General features: G+C 43.4%; 13 protein-coding genes. 6 read left to right on the top strand and 7 right to left on the bottom strand.

All coding sequences use genetic code 11. The annotated features are described in order from the left end of the window. Positions 1 to 1,038, bottom strand: a complete 1,038-nt coding sequence (locus tag B5Y40_RS12055; protein ID WP_079686902.1) for a ComEC/Rec2 family competence protein — start codon at positions 1,036 to 1,038, stop codon at positions 1 to 3. A 371-nt stretch (positions 1,039 to 1,409) separates the two neighbouring features. Between B5Y40_RS12055 and B5Y40_RS12050 the strand changes: the two genes are divergently transcribed. The 3 genes from B5Y40_RS12050 to B5Y40_RS12040 all read left to right on the top strand — a co-directional run bounded on the left by B5Y40_RS12050 (position 1,410) and on the right by B5Y40_RS12040 (position 4,246). Then, positions 1,410 to 2,300, top strand: a complete 891-nt coding sequence (locus tag B5Y40_RS12050) for a DUF6892 domain-containing protein (protein ID WP_079686901.1) — start codon at positions 1,410 to 1,412, stop codon at positions 2,298 to 2,300. Between the two features lie 324 nt (positions 2,301 to 2,624). Beyond that, complete coding sequence (locus B5Y40_RS12045) at positions 2,625 to 3,596, top strand: endo alpha-1,4 polygalactosaminidase (RefSeq protein WP_079686900.1); 972 nt, start codon at positions 2,625 to 2,627, stop codon at positions 3,594 to 3,596. A gap of 125 nt (positions 3,597 to 3,721) precedes the next feature. Continuing rightward, the gene (locus B5Y40_RS12040) at positions 3,722 to 4,246 is read left to right on the top strand and encodes a DinB family protein (RefSeq protein WP_079686899.1); all 525 of its coding nucleotides are present in this window, start codon (positions 3,722 to 3,724) and stop codon (positions 4,244 to 4,246) included. A gap of 160 nt (positions 4,247 to 4,406) precedes the next feature. Here the strand turns inward: B5Y40_RS12040 and B5Y40_RS12035 are convergent, their stop codons facing one another. Together B5Y40_RS12035 and B5Y40_RS12030 are read right to left on the bottom strand one after the other, a co-directional pair. Beyond that, the gene (locus B5Y40_RS12035) at positions 4,407 to 7,022 is read right to left on the bottom strand and encodes an ABC transporter permease (RefSeq protein ID WP_221408909.1); all 2,616 of its coding nucleotides are present in this window, start codon (positions 7,020 to 7,022) and stop codon (positions 4,407 to 4,409) included. Between the two features lies 1 nt (position 7,023). Further along, positions 7,024 to 7,365, bottom strand: coding sequence for a PadR family transcriptional regulator (locus B5Y40_RS12030; RefSeq protein ID WP_079686898.1), 342 nt, complete (start codon positions 7,363 to 7,365; stop codon positions 7,024 to 7,026). Between the two features lie 179 nt (positions 7,366 to 7,544). Between B5Y40_RS12030 and B5Y40_RS12025 the strand changes: the two genes are divergently transcribed. Beyond that, positions 7,545 to 8,738 (top strand): winged helix-turn-helix domain-containing protein, encoded by a 1,194-nt coding sequence (locus B5Y40_RS12025; RefSeq protein ID WP_079686897.1) that lies wholly within the window; start codon positions 7,545 to 7,547, stop codon positions 8,736 to 8,738. Positions 8,739 to 8,764: 26 nt separating this feature from the next. On the opposite strand, the gene B5Y40_RS12020 is transcribed toward B5Y40_RS12025, so the two are convergent. Next, complete coding sequence (locus B5Y40_RS12020) at positions 8,765 to 10,372, bottom strand: Na+/H+ antiporter (protein ID WP_079686896.1); 1,608 nt, start codon at positions 10,370 to 10,372, stop codon at positions 8,765 to 8,767. 402 nt (positions 10,373 to 10,774) lie between these two features. On the opposite strand from B5Y40_RS12020, the gene B5Y40_RS12015 reads away from it, so the two are divergent. Then, on the top strand, positions 10,775 to 11,734 hold the full coding sequence (locus B5Y40_RS12015) for a phytochrome family protein (RefSeq protein WP_079686895.1): 960 nt from the start codon (positions 10,775 to 10,777) through the stop codon (positions 11,732 to 11,734). 82 nt (positions 11,735 to 11,816) lie between these two features. Here B5Y40_RS12015 and B5Y40_RS12010 read toward each other — a convergent pair whose 3' ends face one another. Then, complete coding sequence (locus B5Y40_RS12010) at positions 11,817 to 14,291, bottom strand: PAS domain-containing sensor histidine kinase (protein WP_079686894.1); 2,475 nt, start codon at positions 14,289 to 14,291, stop codon at positions 11,817 to 11,819. Between the two features lie 84 nt (positions 14,292 to 14,375). After that, positions 14,376 to 14,504 carry a hypothetical protein gene (locus tag B5Y40_RS30015; protein WP_262497176.1) on the bottom strand — a complete coding sequence of 43 codons (129 nt, stop codon included), beginning with the start codon at positions 14,502 to 14,504 and terminating at the stop codon, positions 14,376 to 14,378. 507 nt (positions 14,505 to 15,011) lie between these two features. On the opposite strand from B5Y40_RS30015, the gene B5Y40_RS12005 reads away from it, so the two are divergent. Further along, on the top strand, positions 15,012 to 17,792 hold the full coding sequence (locus B5Y40_RS12005) for an ATP-binding protein (RefSeq protein WP_159453683.1): 2,781 nt from the start codon (positions 15,012 to 15,014) through the stop codon (positions 17,790 to 17,792). A gap of 48 nt (positions 17,793 to 17,840) precedes the next feature. On the opposite strand, the gene B5Y40_RS12000 is transcribed toward B5Y40_RS12005, so the two are convergent. Then, positions 17,841 to 20,342 (bottom strand): chitobiase/beta-hexosaminidase C-terminal domain-containing protein, encoded by a 2,502-nt coding sequence (locus B5Y40_RS12000; RefSeq protein WP_079686892.1) that lies wholly within the window; start codon positions 20,340 to 20,342, stop codon positions 17,841 to 17,843. Positions 20,343 to 20,375 lie beyond the last annotated feature (33 nt).

Genomic DNA, 20,375 nt, shown 5'->3' with positions numbered 1-20,375 from the left:
TCAATTCATTAAGATTGTGTAGTTATTATCTTCGGTCAGATAAATGATTTCAAAATTGTATTTTTTGAAATCATCTTCTAGAAAAATGCCTTCCGTTTTTTCATTTTTGTAATTGAAGTATAAAATGATCTTATCCGGTCTGTGTGTAACAATCCGTGACAAACATTCTTTTGTAGGAAGCCCGTTGGAACCATCGGAGGATATGATAAAGTGATTACAGTCAATCATGCTCAGCAACTCTGGGCTAATGCCTGAGGCGCTTCCATGATGCGATACCTTCACAAAATTTAGCTGTAACTTATTTGTCGAACTGTAACCAAGCTTTTTCAAATTATTTGAGATTACCGAAGGAAACGCATCACCCATAAACAGCATACAAATATCCCCTTGCTCAATAAGAAAACCCATGCTAGCTCTATTTGCCAGAGATCCAATTTCTTTAAAGTTCTTATTTAAAAGTTCCTCAATTGAGTAACTAGAATCGTGTCTTGACGAGACTTCCAAAGGTTTATTAGATTCAAGTTCCCAATCCTTGTAGAATGTTATAAGATCTTCTTCGTTAGGTGAAAGCATTGTAAATTTTAATGGTCCAAATGTGTGAGTATCCGGGGCCTTCAGAATGAATTCCGCCAGAATTCCCTCTTCCTGCATCAAGCCTTCAATAGTCCGACTGTTCCGTACACTCATTTTTAGATCGTCTGCATCAGATATATGAATCGTACTTTCTGCTTTTTCAGGGAGATTTAGTTCCTTACTAATCAAGGCTCCTGTATTAAACCATACTTTCCTAAATAGACTAACTAACCTCTTTTCATCTTCGAGGTATTTCAAAAAACCACCAATGTGGTCATCATCAGTATGGGTCAGAATAAGGAGGTGGACAATCTTTCCTTCCATCAGTTCCTTCTTCAAGCTACCCTTAACATAGCTTTTCTTTGTGCCGGCATCAACCATTACCCTAATTTCCCCATCTTCCATTGGAACCGTGAGGATCATACAATCACCTTGGTATACTGGCAAAACTTTTAGTTTAAGCATTGGTATTAGCAACAGTAAAATTAATGATTACCGATCAGCGCTTCAAATGAGGACTGCACTAAGCTGTGCGCTGGAATGTGCGGCTATTTAACGTCAAATTATATAACTGGGTCAGACAGTTAGCCAAGTATAAGTTATATAATTTATATTATGTTAAATAGATTTATCAGCGGATGCTTGATCATAATTTGGCATTAAACTCAACGCAAAAAGCCTTAATCATAAGTAACGGTCCTAAAGCATATCCCGGGTAATCCCTTCCCTTGCTGAATGCTAAAAAACCATATACTTGTGGAGAATTATCGTTGTAGTATATTCGAGCTTGCGGCCAACTTCCAGCAGATGCTGCTTTTTAGTTTTTATCCAACGCTATGCATACGGTTTCTATTCTATCACATCAGATCACCATCGACCAACAGGTCATCACTTTTCCGCTGCCGCTCGACACGGTAAAAGGTATTTTTGGCGCTGACGCCGTCACCAATAAAGTCAAGTTTAATACGATTTACACTTGGCATGCGCTGGGCGTTTATGCTTATTCTAAGGACGAAACCGTTGTGGACGCGATCGCTTTTGAGATCAAGAAAGAAAAGACTTACAAATTTCTCCCTGCTTCCATTTTTCAGGGTGCGATTACGCTCGCAGGCGTACCGCTGCCGGCCTATACGTTGACAAAAAAGAAACCCACGGATACACATGCCAATTGGATTGCCGGTGACACGATGGTATTCCTCGACCTGAATGATCAGGACGAGATTCTTACTGTTGAGATTTCCAAATATGTGCCTGAGGTCATACCCGAACCCGACCGTTATGCGTTCAAGGCTATTGACGGCAAGCCCCTGCAGTTTAAGGATCTCAATTTCAAGCTAGCGGTGATCCAGGTGTTGATGTATGAGAAAGAATTGATCCACCCACCCTTCGACATCTTTGAGTTCGCCAAACGACACAAAGCACGCACCATCGATGTAGACTCGGAAGGGTATGACATCATACCCGAGGCGCTGCAATACTTCGAGCAATTACAAATAGACGAACGGTTGGCACCAGAAGTGGCTGAGCTCATGCAAGATGGCGGTAATGACATCTACATGAACATCATTCCATTCTGGAGCGGCTCTACGGATGACTTTAATATCCAGTCTTTTGAAGATGTCGATCAGTTCCCAAACCTGAAGACCATCATATTGTTTTATGATTCTCGCCTGAAGCAAATACAAGCGGAGATGAGGAAAAAGGGAATTGAGGTTGATCCACTTTGAGCGCTATCTCAAGTTTATCAGAGACAATGTTAGTCAGTTTGTGGGCAAGTTGGTCTCTGCCATATTCGTAAAGCATCATAACAACGATAGAATCTTCGACTTGTATTCTTACTATCAAATCGGCCATCAGGCGCAAAACAGATGCCTGCCCACTCCTTGAGGTTAAACTGGCCGACTGATGATATTCAAAACTGACAGGTAAACCTGTCGTTGACAGTTTCTCTTTATCGATCAGCTTTTCATGATTTCGAAAATGTCGAAGCCGATCAGTTAATCATCCACTATAAAAGCCGTTATTGTTATCAACTTATAAACCATTGCCGAATGAAATTTCCCCTATCACTTGCTGTTGGTATTATCGCGTTGAGTTCAGCGTGTTCTTCAGATGATGACGATACAGCATCAACCGTTGACTACAAAGAAGAGATGCGAAATCTGGTAATCAACATCAGCACCAAAGCGAAAAGCACTTCTCCCGACTTTGTGATCATTCCACAGAACGGCATCGAACTCGTTACACAAAACGGAGAAGACGATGGCGCATTGCACACTGCTTATCTTGATGCTATAGATGCCCACGGTCAGGAAGACTTCTTGTACGGATATGACGAAGATGATGTAGCAACTCCTTCCAGTGTTACAAGCTATCTGAAAACTTTCCTTGATCGCTCGCATAGCAGTGGCAACAGCATTCTCATTACCGACTATTGTTTTACAGAAAGCAAGCGATCAACATCCTATACTATAAATAACACGTATGGTTATTTGTCATTTGCTGCTGAGCACCGTGAGCTCGATTTCATTCCTGCGAGCGAACCTTACCAAGTGCATAGTGGTGATGTCAATTCATTATCCGATGCCAAAAATTTTCTTTACCTGCTCGATCCTCAGAATTTCTCGTCACGCACTGATTTTCTGGAGGCTTTGAAAAATACACGTTATGATATCCTGATCATTGACTTGTTCTTTCACGATGGCACTTCTCTCACTGCCAGTGAAATCGCTCAGCTAAAAACGAAGAACGGTGGTGGCAAACGAAAAGTAATTGCCTATATGTCTATAGGGGAAGCTGAAGACTACCGATATTATTGGCAAAGCGAGTGGAGTAAAACCAAGCCCTCCTGGATGGATGCTGAAAATCCGAACTGGCCTGGTAACTATAAAGTAAAATACTGGGAAGCTGACTGGCAAAACATCATCTACAAAAACAGCGATTCCTATCTGAACAAAATTCGGGATGCAGGATTCGATGGTGTTTATCTTGACATCATTGATGCTTTTGAATATTACGAATAAGCGCAAGGCACTCATTCCTTAGATGATCATATATATTTCTACCGAGCGATAACACGCTACGCTTGGTATCATAATTCCCTTCTTCTATCTTTAACGATCTTATTTTCCACCAACCCCAATTCATTATGAAAAAATTGTTTGTTACCACATTGCTATGTTCACTTTCTATGCTGGCGTTTTGCCAGGGACAATTCCAAAAGGAAACAGCAGGTTCGCTTAACTTCGTATCGGGCCACGTTATGCAACTTGCACAGGCAATTCCCGCAGATAAATATAGCTGGACTCCCGAGAAAGGTGTTCGCTCGATAGCAGAAGTTTGTGCTCACATTATTTCTGCGAATTATTTTTTTGCTTCCAAGCTCGGTGCAAAAATTCCTGAAGGTGTTAAAATGGAAACATTGGAAAAAGACCTGAAGACAAAAGATGCCATTACTGCGGAGCTCAAGAAGTCTTACGATCTGGTTATGGGTGCAATTAAAAATACTCCTGATGCATCGTTAGCAACCAAAGTAGAGTTTCCATTCCCCGGAGAATACACCAACATGTCAGCTATTCTTATTGTCGTTGGCCACTCGAACGAACACCTTGGACAACTGATAGCCTATGCGCGCATGAATAAAATTGCTCCTCCATGGAGTGAAGGCAAATAAATCTAACTAAAAAAATCTTCTGTTACTTCATAGTTTACCTCACAGGTGACCTTGAAATAACAGAAGATATATATAGTGCCTAATCTGAAGTTACCAGCTCAAGTTTTATTTAAGATATAGGGCACTCCTGCCCTTTCTTTACACGCATCCCCCCTACTACTTATTCAGCTCTCAGGCTCTTCACCGGATTTATTGAAGCTGCAGTTATAGTATGCCAGCTTACCGTTAGCAGTGTAATGAGCAGAGTACCCAAAGCCGCTGCAATGAACGCCCACCAAGGCATGGCCAGATGATATCTATAGTTTTCAAGCCATGATGAGACGGCTATATATGCAATGGGTATGGCCATGATGCTGGCAATAGTCACCAGCAGTACAAAGTCCCGCGACATCAATTTCCAAAGATCAAGCACAGAGGCGCCCATTACTTTGCGCACACCTATTTCTTTCATGCGCTGTTCCGCCATGAAAGATGAGAGCCCAAGTATACCCAGGCAACTGATGAAGATTGCCAACGTTGAAAATATAGTGGATAGTGTGCCCACGCGCTCTTCATCTCCGAATTTGCGAGCATAGGATTCATCGGTGAACTCATATGTAAACGGAACCTCGTTGTTGTATTTACTATATACTGCTTCTATGTTCGCCAAAGCTTCCGCTGTACTGATAGTCGGACTGATGCGCGCAACCAGGAAGTTCTCCTGCCACGTTGATAAATAATATAGTGTTGGTGTAACGGGGGTGTAAGGCGATGAAGTTATAATATCTTTTACCACGCCCACAACCGTATAAGGTGCATTACTCGACCGTACAGTTTCTCCTATTGGATTTTTCAGCCCCATATATTGTACGGCCGCTTCGTTGAGTATGATGGCGGTAGAATCAGATATATACTCGCGTGAAAAATCGCGTCCCATCACGATCTCCCACCCGATAGTCTTCCCATAATCATAGGAGCCACTGATCACTCCAAAATCGACTGACAGGTCGGGATCTTTACCATTCCAATCCAGTTGACTGGTGCTAGACCATTGCTGCGTTGTAGGAGACATAGCCTCTGCCATTGCCAAAATGGTTCCGTTTGCTTCGAGCTCATTCTTTACAGCATCAAAATGTGTATGAAGTTCACTAGCCATAGGTATTGCCACAAGTCCATTCGTGTCGTAACCGATGGGTCTGTTTTTAGCGTGCTGAACTTGCAGGTATACTACCACGGTACCGATGATCAATACAATTGAAACTGCAAATTGAATGGTGACCAGTATCTTTCGCGGAATAGCTGCATTGCGTCCGGCTTTGTATCCACCTTTTATGGCTTTGCTGGATTGAATAGATGACAGATATAGCGCTGGATAACTTCCGGCTATTATACCTATACCCAAGCAAAAAAGTATTGCGGTAAACCACCAGGTTATGTTCGTCCATTGCAGGGAAACATTCTTATCTGCAATAGTGTTGAAATATGGCAACACGATATATACCACACCTATTGCCAGCAACAGTGAGAAAAATGCTGTGAGTATAGATTCACTGAAAAACTGATAGATCAATTGGCTTCTCAGTGATCCGATTGCTTTACGGATACCGACTTCTTTCGCACGTTTCTCTGATCGTGCGGTGCTCAGGTTCATAAAGTTTATACATGCCATCAGCAGAACAAAGCCTCCGATGATTCCAAATAACCAAACGTATTCGATTCTGCCTCCTTCCTTTACTCCGTTTTTAAATTTCGAGTGGAGATGCCAATCCTGCATGGGATGAATAAACAGTGCAGGCTTTTTCTTTGCCAGTGCTTCATTTACTTTTTTCAGTTTTGCATCACGGATTTTTTCCGATGCACCTTCAAATGAAGCATGCTCTGCGAGCAAAGTATATACTACAAAGGCATTCGGCCTCCAGGGATCGCTCATGGATTTTATCCAGTCGGTAGCGTTGAATAAAAGATCCCATGATGCAATAAATTCGAGGTTTGAGAATTCGGAAGTTGAAGGCATATCTTTATATACACCTGCGACCTTTACGACCAGTCTCTTGTCACGGTCGATCGTTATGATTTCACCCAGGGGATTTTTATCACCGAAGTATGCTTTCGCGGTTCTTTCCGATAACAAAATAGATGAAGGATCTTTCAGCGTATGCGAAGAACCATATACCATTTCCAGCGAGAATATTTTTGTAAAATCCTGCTCTGCAAAAAGTCCTGTCTTGTTTAGCTTGTTGTCTTCCGTTGTAAGCAAATGTGGCTGAAGACCCGTTGTAAGCACAACGTTAGAAAAATCACTTCCGTAGTTCTTCCGCAGTTCCTCTGCGAGCGGCCATGGAAGCGTCCACCAGGTTTGTACTTCACCGTTATTGGTAACATTTTGTAATACACGACCGATGCGCGAATATTTATCAAAATGTTTTTCATAGGATAGTTCATCGGCAATCCACAGCGCTATAACAATGGTTACAGCCATTCCCACGGAGAGCCCGGTTATATTAATGAAAGCATGCAGTTTGTTTCGCACCATGTTGCGAAAAGCGGTTTTAAAATAGCTTTTATACATAGGCCACGTACTTATAGGGGTTACTGTTTGTTTCCGGATTGCAAAGGGTCGTATATAATGGAGTACTTCCAGCCAGATTACTAACCTTGCTATATATTTAGACCGCGTGAGTCGCGTAAAGCTATACATCTCCTCGAGGTCTCCCGTTACCTCATCCACTAAATCATGGCGGAGGAAAAGCCGGAGAAACCGCAGTGCAGCTTTGGGTATAGTATCTTGTTGTTTCAACTTAACTCATATTGAATTTTCCTGAAAATGCCGGGTACTGTTTCCAGAGTCCGAGCTTAAATTCCATTGACTCTTTCAACACGCGTTTTCCTAAAGCCGTCAGGGAGTAAATACGTTTTACCCGTGCGCCTCTTTCAGAGGTACCTTCTCGCGTCTGCGATTTTAAGAAGCCTTTGTTCTCAAGCCTGTCCAGTGTAGAATGCACAGCGCCAATGGAGACAGCCCGGTTGGTTTGTGTTTTAAATTCCTGGGCAATGCGGAAGGCGTACGTATCTTCTTCACCGAGGATTCCGATGATGAGCATGAGCACTTCTTCGAAATCACCTAAACGTGTTTCAATCATTCCTTACTAATTTGTAGAACGAATATACAGATATAGTGTTCATTCTACAAGTTAGTAATGAAAAAGTTTTTTTGCGATTGTGCGCTTTTTTTGAAGGTATAAACATATGTTCTAATAATAATCTTTGCTTCCTCCATAATCTTCTGTGCCAGAATCCAAAAAATTAGTTACTTGAACTCATGAATAAGTTTATCTTCTCGAAGGCACAAGCCCGAAAAATCATGCTTCATGCAGCGGGGTTATCTAAACGTGGGCAGTTTGGTAAGGGTAAAGAAGGTGTATACAAATTCATCGATCATCTGGGATTTGTCCAGATCGATACGAACTACGTTGTCGAGCGTGCGCATCACCATACCATCGTGTCTCGCGTACCTGACTACAAGCCTGAATGGCTCGATGAGCTCCAGGCAGAAGGAAGGATTTTCGAATTCTGGACGTTTGCTGCCGGATATATACCCCTGCATGACTTCCGTTTTTCGTTGCCCATAAAGGAAAGCTTTTCCGCCCGAAGAAAAGCGCTGACGCAGGCAGAGATCAATATGATGAAAAAAGTACTTGACCGGATCGGTCGTGAAGGACCTCTTATGGCGCGCGACTTTGAAAATGATCGTGTCACCAAAAGCTCGGGTTGGTGGGACTGGCGTCCTTCGAAGCTTGCACTTGAAAGGTTGCATCTTGACGGAAGGCTCATGACTGTGCGACGAAAGGATTTTCAAAAGGTATATGATCTGCCTGAAAATATAGTATCAGAAGAAATCGATACACGTATGCCCACTGCTGAAGAATTTGCCAGACATGTTATTCTGCGATCGCTCAAAGCCCTGGGTATAGCGTCCATAAAGGAAATTGTATATAGTGCCCGGTATGTAAAAAATTCTATAAAAACAGAAATACAAAAACTTGTTGATATAGGGGAAGTTTGTGTCGTAGAGGTTACGGGCGTCAAAACGTCTCCCCTCTACATGCTACCTGCCTATAAAAATAAAAAGATTGCATTGTCGGGCGATGCTTTTATACTTTCGCCATTTGATATACTCAATGTATACCGGCACCGCTTAAGAGATTTCTTTGATTTTGATTACCAGGTTGAATGCTTTGTGCCTAAGGCAAAACGGAAGTATGGATATTTTTCATTGCCGGTATTGATAGGAGACACTTTTGTTGCTCGCATGGATTCGAAAGCCGATCGAAAACAACGGACACTCATCATTCATAACCTTCACACCGAGTCACTCAAGTTAACCAAACCAATGAGCGATAAAATTTGTGAGGCGATTGAGATCTTTGCAAAGTTTAACCATTGCGATCGCATCATCATTGAGAAGTCAAATGACAAAGCACTTCTGGCCTCTGTGCGGAAGGCTTTAACGTAATTACTAGCCCCTATATCTATTCTTCATCAATGACTTATTGAAATTTCACGGAGCTTTGTTTCTTCAATGTCTACCAGGGAAAGATACTTCCGGATGAGTTCTTCATCGTATGCTTCTTCGCGGTTCAGTTGGTGAAGTGCCTTTCGCTGCTCATCCAGCAATGATAAGTATATATCTTGATACTGGATCAACACCTCCCGGCCCGTGCTATTGAAACCATCCAGATCGTTTTCAAATATACTCAGGTCGGTGCGAAGTTTGGTGGCCAGGTTCCGGATGTGTTCGTTCTCCCCGTGCTCTTTTGTATATACCTGTTCGAGATGTTTCAATGAACTTTGAGCAATTGTTTTTCGAATAGTCAATTCCTGTTCTTGCTCCTTTACTGCAGCGAGCGGATCTTCCATTTTCATTTTCCGGATGATCCAGGGAAGCGTTAAACCCTGAAATACAAGCGTTACCAGGATCACTATAAATGTGATGATAAGGATCAGGTTGCGATATGGAAACGCTTGTCCCGGTTGTATGAGCACGGGTATAGATAGCGCTGCTGCCAGAGACACAACCCCACGCATACCCGCCCAGCCAAATACGAACGGAACCTTCCAGCCGGGGTTAGGATCTGCTACGGTAATGAAGCGTCCTATGAACCGTGTAAAGAGCGATGCTCCCAGCGTACAACAAATCCTTGTAACAATCAATACCAGTGAGATTACCAGCCCGTATCCTATAGCTTCGCCCAATGTGACTTGTTCTACTCCGCTCACGATATAGGGCAGTTGAAGTCCGATTAATAAAAACACTACTCCGTTTAAAATAAACCCGATCGTGGACCAGACATTCGAACCTTGTACACGTCCCTGGTAAGTGAGCATGACGTGACGTTTGCTGGCCAGTAAAAGTCCTCCTGCGACAACCGCTAGTACGCCTGAAAAATGAAATCGCTCTGCAAAGTAATACATGCAATACGGTGCCAGAAAACTTAAGATGATCTCTATACTCGGCGTGGTCGGCAACCATCTGTATATAGCATAGAAAATGAGTCCTATAGCCAATCCGATCATTGTCCCCATAACAATGACAAGAAAGAAACTGCCCACTGCCTGTGACAAGTGAAATTGTCCGGTTACTATAGCGGCCAGTGCAAACCGAAACACAATGAGGGACGATGCATCGTTGAGGAGGCTTTCGCCTTCGGCAATGCTTACCAAACTTTTAGGAGCTTTTACCTGGCGCAATATGGTTGTAGCAGATATAGCATCGGGAGGCGATACAATTCCACCCAACAGAAATCCAAGCGCCAATGTAAACCCGGGAATGAGAGCCTGTGATGCAAACGCAACAACGCACGATGTAAAGATTACAATGGGAAATGCAAAGCTTGTAATAACACGTCTCCATTTCCAGAAATCTTTCCATGAAGTCTGCCATGCAGCATCATATAATAAAGGAGGTAGGAAAATAAAGAAAATGAGTTCAGGATCAATTGTGATATTTGAAAACAAGTTTGTGAAACTCAGCGCCAGTCCGCCCAATACCAGCACAATCGGGTATGCCAGCGTAAGCTTATTGGCTACCATAATCAATCCGATAATAATAAAGATAAGGTATATATACTCTATAAAATGACTTTGCATGGCAAGTGTTTACGGGTTAAATATAAAAGAAAAGCTTGTGATCTGGTTATAGAACATTCACCTATATATTTTATGGAGGCCCTGGTGTTAATCCTGGAAAATATCTGACTCATCTGGAAATATAGTTGACTGGTTAAAGAAGTTCGTATTGGAAATATAGCCCAAACAGCACCAGGCTACAGAACCTGAAACAAACCTTATGATAATCAAAGGTATGGAAATCACGCAAAGCTTTGTTCATGATTAGATGCGATACATTCAACGAAACCGCCTCCCTCCTGCGCCAGTGTCAATGGTAAACCGGCTTTTTAATGCATGACGTCAAGTCTTGCTATACTTTCAATACTATACTGTTAGAATATACTTCAATTTAAATTACTTTTGTGCGATGACGGGAAAAGCATGGGCAACAAAGGTTGGGTAAAAGAAGAGAGTTTGATCGGTCAGGTGCCGGAAGCAATGTGGCAAGGCGAACTAGAGAAATCATCTTCCAAATATCACGTAGTCGCTGCATGGGCCGCAATTATCTTTGATCCTGTTTTCGCCATCACCGACTATTTAAATATCCCGGAAGCCTGGTCGCATTTACTAGCGATCCGTCTGTGCGTATCACTCATCACATTAACCGTACTCATCCTCCGAAATCGCTTTTACCTCCCCTCCCACATTATCGTTGTCGTGCCCTTCACGCTGATCTCACTTCAAAATGCCTATACCTATGGTTTGATTAACGATAGTGATCTGCTTGGTCATAACCTTAATTTCACGGCGCTTCTGATCGGTACGGGTATGTTTGTGGCATGGAGCTGGCGTTATTCTTTCGTAGCGATTTTGTTGTCTATTATCAGTACGGCATACTTTGTCAACGGCAATTCGAATTTACAGATCAATGAGTTCTTTGTTCAGGGTGGATTGATCCTGATTTCTTCATTTATTTTTATGTCGATGCTCGTGCAGACCCGCTATAATCTCACCATTCGTGAAATTAAGGCAAGGCTTGCTCTACAGATCAGTAATAACGAAGTCCGTGTTCAGAATGAAGAGATCAAATTAAGAAATCATGAGATCCTGGCACAAGCCGAAGAGATAAATGGTATAAATGAGAACCTTGAAAATATAGTTCGCGAACGAACTGCAGAACTTGAAAAGAAGAATAAAGCACTTGAAGAATACGCCTTCATCAACGCACACAAACTACGAAGTCCGGTGGCCAGTATATTGGGATTGATCAACCTGATGAAAAAAGTACAGACTATTGATCAGGGAAAAGATGTACTTGAGCACCTGGAGATCTCTGCTGAGAAACTTGATGACGTTGTCAGCTCCATTACAAAAGCCATTGAACGTGGCGATAAAAAATAGAACTATAATCAAGGTACTGCAAAGCATCGATATACTTAAACAAGGCTTTCAGCTAATATATATATTCAATTCCAAATATATCTCAAGCATGGTTCCGTTGCGAAACCGGCAGAATTACCGTGAAGGTAGCGCCATCACCCTGAACCGATGTAGCAGATATATGTCCACTATGATTCTCAGCAATCTTCTTGCACATCGCCAAACCGATGCCCGTGCCCTGGTAGTCTGCCTTTGAATGCAATCGTTGAAATATATTAAAGATCTGCTGTGCATACTCCTGGTTAAACCCAATACCGTTATCTGAAAATGATATTTTATAGTATGCCATGAACGGCTTGAGATCAGGATATTCAACGCGCTCGTATTCACGCAGTGCCTGTGACGCAATTCGTATACAGTTTTTATTACCGGGTATAGAAAATTTAAGCGCATTGGATATGAGGTTACCGAAGAGTTGACTCATCTGTACCGGTATAGCTTCAATGGATGGAAGATGATCGCTTATAATTTCACAATCTTTCTGCTCGATCAGCAATTCGTAATCATTTACGATTTCGCTAAGTGTGTCGTTGAGGTCTACCGTTTCAAACTGATAGGTGTTCTTCGAAAGTTGAGACAGCGCCAATATATCCCGGATGAGTGTCAGCATTCGGGAAGCCGATGACTCTATCTTTTGCAAATATAGTCTGGCACGTGGATCGATTGTTTCACCCAGAGCATTGGTAAGCATTTCGGTGAACGTACTTATTTTTCGTGCCGGCTCCTGTAAATCATGGGATGTAATATAGGCGAACTGCGACAACTCAGCGTTTGATTTCTGGAGATCCGCGGTGCGTTCGGCTACTACTTCTTCAATTTCCAGGCGCGCCTTTACCTGTTGTGTGACATCAATGGTTATTGCCAGCACACCTAATATAGTTCCGTCTGAATCGCGGTACGGCTCGTAAGCAAAGTTCTGATATATAGTCTCATATTTCCCTTTCCGCAATAATGTTACCGGACGTTCATTGGCGTAGAATGCGTTCCCTGTAGTATATACTCCATCCATTAATTCCTCCAGGCCCTGGTTGCGCGCATCCGGCAATCCTTCAAATATAGGCCTGTTCATTACCTCTTCTGCTGGTTTGCCCCAGAGTTCAATAATCAGGTCGTTGGCAACTTCTACCACATGATCGGGACCTAGCATGATACACATAGCCACCGGTGCCTGCTTTACCATGTTACGGAAATTACTCTCGCTCCGTTCAACCTGTTGCTTGGCAATGATGAGATCCGTTACTTCTGCCGCGGTGTTCATAACACCGTATACATTGCCTTTAGCATCAAATAACGGCGTGAAACTATAATTGAAGTAATAGGTTTGAAGCTCGCCATCCACCATCAGGTCTACACGTTCATTACGGGCATGATATGGAACTCCAGTGGTATATACTCGATCCAGCTTCGGGTATATCTGCTGACTGTCTAATTCCGGTAATACCTCGTAATAGGTTTTTCCTACCATATGGGGGCCCTTTCCCCAAACATCAATAATAGCCTGGTTGACCAAGGCTATACGCATCTCTCTTCCTACGTATACACCTATAGGAAATGGAGCACTTTCCACCAGCGAGCGGACCTGATTTTCACTCTCTTCCAGTTTTTTTCGTGTCAGGATTTCTTCGGTGACTTCCACCGCTACCACCATCACTCCTGAAATTGAATTATCACCTTCCCGAAGTGCTTCATATACAAAATGAACATATACTGTTTCAGTCTTGTCTTCGCGGAAGAGCGTTACGGGTGCTCCGTATGCGGTAAAGGTCTCACCGGTTTTATATACATTGTCCAGCAGTGCTTCAAAGCCTTCATACTTTGCTTCCTGCAGTTCATTGAATATAGGTTTACCCAGGAATGTTCTCTCTGGTTTACCCCACAGTTTATACATACGTTCATTAGCAATCTCCACCACATGTTTAGGCCCTTTCAAAATACACATGGCAACGGGTGCCTGGAGAATTATCCTTTTGAAATTGGATTCGCTTAGTCTGAGTCGTTCGCGCGACTGTTCTATCTCCTTTAATAAATTTACTTTCCGGGTGGTTTCCGTGCAGACCACCAGCACACCATCGATCGTTCCGGTTTCACCTATAACAGAGCTATAGCTAAAGGTCCAGTATACATCTTCGATCTTGCCATTTCGAAATATCGGTACGAGCTGATCTTCCAGGAAGAAGGACTTGTTTTCATTTTTTACCTGTAAGATGAGCGGGTATATAATAGACCATATCTCAGGCCAACAGTCAATCGCTTTTTGTCCCAATGCTTCCGGATGTTTTCCTTCATTACCCAGACTCGGGCGATAAGCATCGTTGTAAAACTGGATCATCTCATCTCCCCACCAGAGAAACATGGGAAATCCGGAATGAAGAATAACACCAACTACTGCCTGCAGCTCCCGTGGCCATGTATCTACTGCACCGACAGGAGTAGACGCCCAATCGAATGTCCGGGTGAGCTCTCCCATTTCACCACCACCTTCGAGAAAATGATATTTTATTTCAGTATGCCCGATCATGTCACATCAAGCTATTTGGATAGCTCTTAATTTTAATAATTTGAAAAAATTACGAGTCTTGTGGTTGTCCGATTCGCTGCAACGTCAATTCATCAATCTCTCCAGGGCATTGAGTCCAATAAAAAGAGCAACACCTATAGCTTCATTGATATATATTCTCGAAGAAAAAAACTCACCATCATCGTCAACAGGCAACAAATTGTTAAACTTCATCGAACTTTAAAAGTAAGTTACGCAGGAATGGTTTAAAAACCTGAATTCTGGCTCGTAATTCAGTAAAAGCCTCTGTGCAGGACGGAGTTCTTTGCAAAACGAGATTTGAACTTTGTGGAGCCAAGCTTTTGTTTCGTTAAACAGACTGGATATGCAAGAGATATATAGTTATAAATAGACAATGACTGGGGAATGCATGCATGCGAGGTGCTACAATCGTTTTAAGGATCCATGTAGCGGTGTATTGAATGCGTTCCCTGCCGATCGAATCAACTCGTGTATTCAAATGATATCCGGTTCATCAGGCGATAGACTTTCATTTAAATTGAAAAAAAATGCGTAACAATGTAGCCCGGATTAACCAGTCGTGTATTTCCAACTTCAGTTTCCGCAGCTGATTCCACACAGTACACGACTACTATGCCCCGCAGTCACTCGCTCACACGCTTTTTTAAACCCTCGAAAATCCGGTTAACTTTGCTTTCAACGTTTTACTCAATTTTAAAAATGAACTGCGGCAAGGCTTTCGCGCTACTCCTCGTATTGAGCGTTGTGTACAGCAACGCTGTGGGGCAATCGAAAGTAACGGATAGTCTTGAACAGCGCCTTCCACAACTACAAGGGAAGCAAAAGATTGAGACTCTGAATCAACTCACCTACGAATTCATTACCCATGATAACGACAAAGTTGTTCGCTATGGCAACGAAGCCATTCGGCTCAGCAGACAAATCAAGTATATAAAAGGCGAAGCTGTTGCATATACATACCGAGGTGTATACGAATATCTTTCCGGGCAATTTGCATTAGCACATCAAGACCTGCACCGCGGCCTTACGTTATCCATCCAGGCTGGCGATCGGGCCAACCAGGGATATACCCTGTTGCAACTCGGTGTATGCGCCCTGGAAGAAGTAGAGAAAGATTCTGCGTTGTTTTACTTCAACAAAGCCTACGAGATTTTTAAGGATAGTACAAATGCGCTTACGCTCTCCAAGATATACCGGAACATGAGCGCACTCTATGGTCAGCGCTATCAATACGATAAACAACAGCTATACCTGGACCGTGCTATTGCCATACGCAGACTACTGTCCGATGATATACTTCTTGCCGATGCCCTTATTTTGAAAGCGGGCAATACACTGACATCAGGAGATATAGCAACCGCTGAGGCGATGCTTGATGAGGCGGAAGAACTCGTGAAAGATCATTATGAAGATCGTGAAGATCTGAATGACGTTCGCCATTTGCGAGCACTGATCTACTTCAGGAAAGGCAGGTTTGATGAGGCTGTAGTATTACTGGACTCGGCCCGTAACTATTATTATAGTAAATCACTCATCCGCAAGTATATCACCTTGCTCACCGACATGGGTAAAGTATTTTCTGATCGCGGTGAATATGAACTGGCACTCAATAATTTATACGATGCACTGCGATTAAGTAAAGAACATGGATTTGAGGCTGATACCTATAGCATCCGAAACCGGATCGGCTGGGTAAATTTTCACCTGGGTGACCTGACACAGGCCTTGCGACTTGCAAATGAAGGATTGCGCGATGGTCCGAAGCGACAGCTTCAAGGCGACCTGGCTGATGCACTGATGCTGAAAGGTGTGGTGCTTACGGACCTGAATGAATATATACCTGCGAAGGCATGCCTGGACTCTGTTGCAGAAGTCTATACGCGCATGGGAAACGACCGCGGCCTTAGTGAAGCATTGATGAACCTGGGGTTTATGGAAGCGAGGCAAAAACATTTTTCACAAGCACTCGCACTCTACCAGCAGAGTATACAGCGCGCTGAAACCTCGAACTATACCTTTGGATTAGCCTGGTCGCGCTGGGGAAAAGGTGATATATATGTACGGCAAGGTAATTTTAAAAGTGCTATACATTTGCTCGATCAGTCAGAAGAATATTGCAGGCTGGCACATGCTAACGAGTTGTTGATTCTGAATTATAATACGCGCAGGGATTTATTAGCAGCACAAAACCGGTATAAAGAATCATTGCAATATTCGATGATGGCCAGCGCATTAAAAGATTCTATCCACCGGACCGATCTTGCACGCAGGTTTGTTACCCTGGAGAAAACACAAGAGATCGAACAACGGGACCGCGATATAAAAGTCCTGCAAAAAGACAAGCAGCTAGCTCAGGACAAAATCAATTTACAGGAATCTAAACTGCGCCAGCAATTTATACTCTTGATTGCCGGAGTTATGTGTATAGCCTTGCTCGCTGCCCTTACGCTGATGTATTATCGTTTCTATGCACGCATTAAAACGCTCAACCGGGTTATTACAGAGAAGAACAAGCGGATACAGGCGCAAGCCGATAAACTCCAGGAGATGAATGCTGAGTTAAAGCATTTATACCAAGAAGTATCGGAACAGAATGAAGAGATACAGGCGCAGTCGAGCAGGCTATCGGAGAGTAACAAAAGCATCAGCGATCTAAACCGGAACCTGGAACAGATTGTAGCCGACAAAACACTTGAGCTGCGTACTACCAATGATGAGCTGGTACGATATAACAACGAGCTGCTACAATTCTCCTACACTGTTTCGCATAACCTGCGCGGCCCGGTGGTAAGGTTGCTTGGGCTTGCTTCGCTTGCACAGGCGGAAGAAGAATTAGTGCAGGCAAAGAAATGGGTTGACCTCATGGCGAAGACTGCTGCTGACCTTGACCTTATCATTAAAGACCTGAACAAAGTATTGGTATTACGAAATGAACCAGATCAGTACCTGGAGGTTGTGGCCTTCGAGAAAGAATGGCAGCAAAGTATAGCACTCCTGCAGGACAGCCTTACGGGACAGGAAGAGATCACTGCAGATTTCACGGCTATACCTGAAATCATTACGGTGCGCGCCATGTTGCAAAGTACATTCTACAATCTCCTGAGCAATGCTATCAAATTTCGTTCCCCCGACCGGCAGCTGATCATAAAAGCTACCAGCCAACACATAGAAGGAAAAGTGGTGATTGAAGTACAGGACAATGGTCTTGGATTTGATGCAAGTTTACACAAGGAAAAAATATTCAAACTATACAAGCGATTTCATACACATGTTGAAGGACGCGGTATAGGACTATATCTGATCAAATCACAGATCGAAGTGTTACATGGAACGATTGAAGTAGAATCACGCAAAGGATGGGGGTCACTTTTCCGCGTGACTTTACCACTGATAACTGAAGAGTCGCTGCATCATGCCAGTAGAGATCAAACCGCACAAGCTGATCCAGGTATATCATCCGATATAAAGAGTGGTGGATGAAATATACCGTGGCTGTCCAGTTTGTTTATCAACTAAAAGTTTCCTGAGCTATTCAATACGAACCTCATCCACAAAGATCCATGCCTTCCCTCCTACTCCTGCGTGCCAGGACGGAATGCTTCCTATATTTTGCGCATCGATGCGAAGGAATCGTGCAGATTTATTTTTCAAGTCCGCCCGGAAGTTCTTAATGATCGTCTTCTCAGACTTATCAACGGAGGCACTAAAGCTTTCTTCTTTTACGGGACTATATTTGATGCCATCCATTGAAACTGAAAAAATTACTTTCTTAGGAGCAAAAACCCATGCCCCCTGGTCGTGGAGAAAATTTACTTGAATACTGTTCATGCTTTTTGCTTCACGAAGATCTATAGAGGCTTTAAAGTCTGTGCCCTCGAACCCGAGCCAGTGTCCATCAGCATTGTTTGTTGACCCGAGTAATTTATCCGTTAACGTTCTTTGTCCACGAGAGGAATACCGGGCATGTGGTGGATACTGTAATGTAAGCAGCAATCGCTTCGGCACTTCCCGATAGTATACATGCGCAGAAGCACTTTGGGCAAGTCCTTCTTTTTTTGTAACTGCCCGTACTCGCGTAGGAGTATGTATTGTAAACGGCTTACTATATCGCGTTGAATTCACGGAAGGCTCAGCTCCATCCAAAGTATAGTATATTTCTACTTGTTCATCGGTGCTGTGAATGGAAACCTGTATGGTTTCGCCCGGCTCTATCTCAGGAAGAGCAGGTACTATCACAGGCGGGATACTCTGTTTGTCCCGGGGATGCGCGAAGTATAGTTGATCTGCGCGCAGCGCTGTACGCTTTGGCTCCGCTCCTTGTTGAATGTAAACTTCCAGGGATTCATCCGCTAGGATATGATCATACTGCACGGCTATAGCGTGATATCCTTTTTTCAAGGCTATAGCTTTACCCGGAGTGATCACTTCATCGTTTATCAACACGCGTGATGGATTAACAGCATACGAGAAAAACCGGTACTCATCATCCGCTTCTATGGTAATATAACCTTTCCAGGTCAGACCGAAATCATCGGTTACAAGCTGCTCGGGAGTAATGCTGATATACTTCTGAACACCTGTAACCAGCGGCTCTTCATCTGTCCAATGAAAGGGCTTGCCCGTGGTCGTTTTACGAAAGTACTGAAAGAGCAGTCCGTGCGCATTGTCTTTACTCACAGCAGAATTTTTATCAAGCGACTGTTGATGAACTCTTTCAGGAACAACGGGCAGTCCAGCTTCTTTGCGCAGTCGTGCCATAGCCCAGCACCACCAGGCAACTTGTTCAGCATTGCCCGGGTCTACCACCCTCCATGTACCCTGCTCAAACTCCTTTAGTTTGTCCCGGTTGATGCGATATACACCTGCAGACGTTCCGTTAAACAAGAACGAGTTCTCCATATAGATGGGATGCTTATACTGTACTATTTTCAGCATGGCGAGTATATCCTGGATGCGTTGCCATTCTTTTTCATGTCGTGCGTACTCGATCTCCCAGGCTATACCTTTGCCGATCATTTGCCCATAGAACTCTCCATCGGGCCATGAGTCAGTCGGCATCCAGTGTATACCATTCCAGATTTGCATATTCTTTCTATAAGCTTCCATGGTATTTACCATCACCGTGTGTGCGAGTGGTTCCCACTGGGCTGCGACTGGTGAGAGATTTACCCAGCCCATGCCATCAAAAGGTATATGCGCGTTGTTCTCTTTCAGCAGTAGTTCTCTATATATTTCTTTTCCATTTACATTTCGAACCAGGTGACGTTGCGCACCTTCACGAATAACGTTGATACGTTCTGTCCAACGCGCAGCATGTTCATGGTCGTTTCGCCTTTTGGCAATGGTAATCATGGCTTCCAGGGCCGCACCTGCAAAACATTGTGTGAGCAAATTATAGTTGCTCGGCACAAGACGTGAATGCTCAAATGCATAGTTGTAAACCAGGTTTGGTATAGCACCGGACTCTGTTAAGCCCAGGTAAGGCTTCTCGGTAGACTTATCCATCAACGTAGAGGCTATGTGCCAGGTGCGTTTCTCAAAGTCAGTTTCACCACGATGCACTGCAAGCTGTGCCCAGGCCAGGATAACATGCGCTTGTCCATCGACCTGATCGGTGCGACCTATAATTTTATAAGGATTACGAATCGAGTCGGCAGGTTTATCGGGATATACTTTGCGGTCAAATACATGCGGCACACGATCAAGTCCGTTTGTCCTCATGGCATCAAACACACAGGTGATCAAGTGTTCGGCACGCTCTGTGTCACCGGCCTCAATCAGCAAGGGAACTATAGCGCCTACCGTCCTGGAATACATACCTGCATATTGACCTGTTTTAGATTCTTGCAGAAATCCATCCGCTTCTACGCGATCCACTAAATCATAGTATGTACTGGAATATAATGCTTCGAAAAACTCAGACGAAACTTCATTCTTGATTTTGTCTGGTATATCATTCTTGTTATTTGAAGTGTTCTGACACGAGCATGTTAAGATGAAAAGTATAAGAATGAAGAAGGTATATCGCATAGAGGAAATCAATCTTGCTCAGGGCATAAAGCA

Origin of the sequence: Ohtaekwangia koreensis, assembly GCF_900167975.1 — a bacterium.
Lineage (GTDB): Bacteria > Bacteroidota > Bacteroidia > Cytophagales > Cyclobacteriaceae > Ohtaekwangia > Ohtaekwangia koreensis.
The sequence above is the reverse complement of the archived record's forward strand: the minus strand, read 5'-3'. Positions and strand labels throughout refer to the sequence as shown.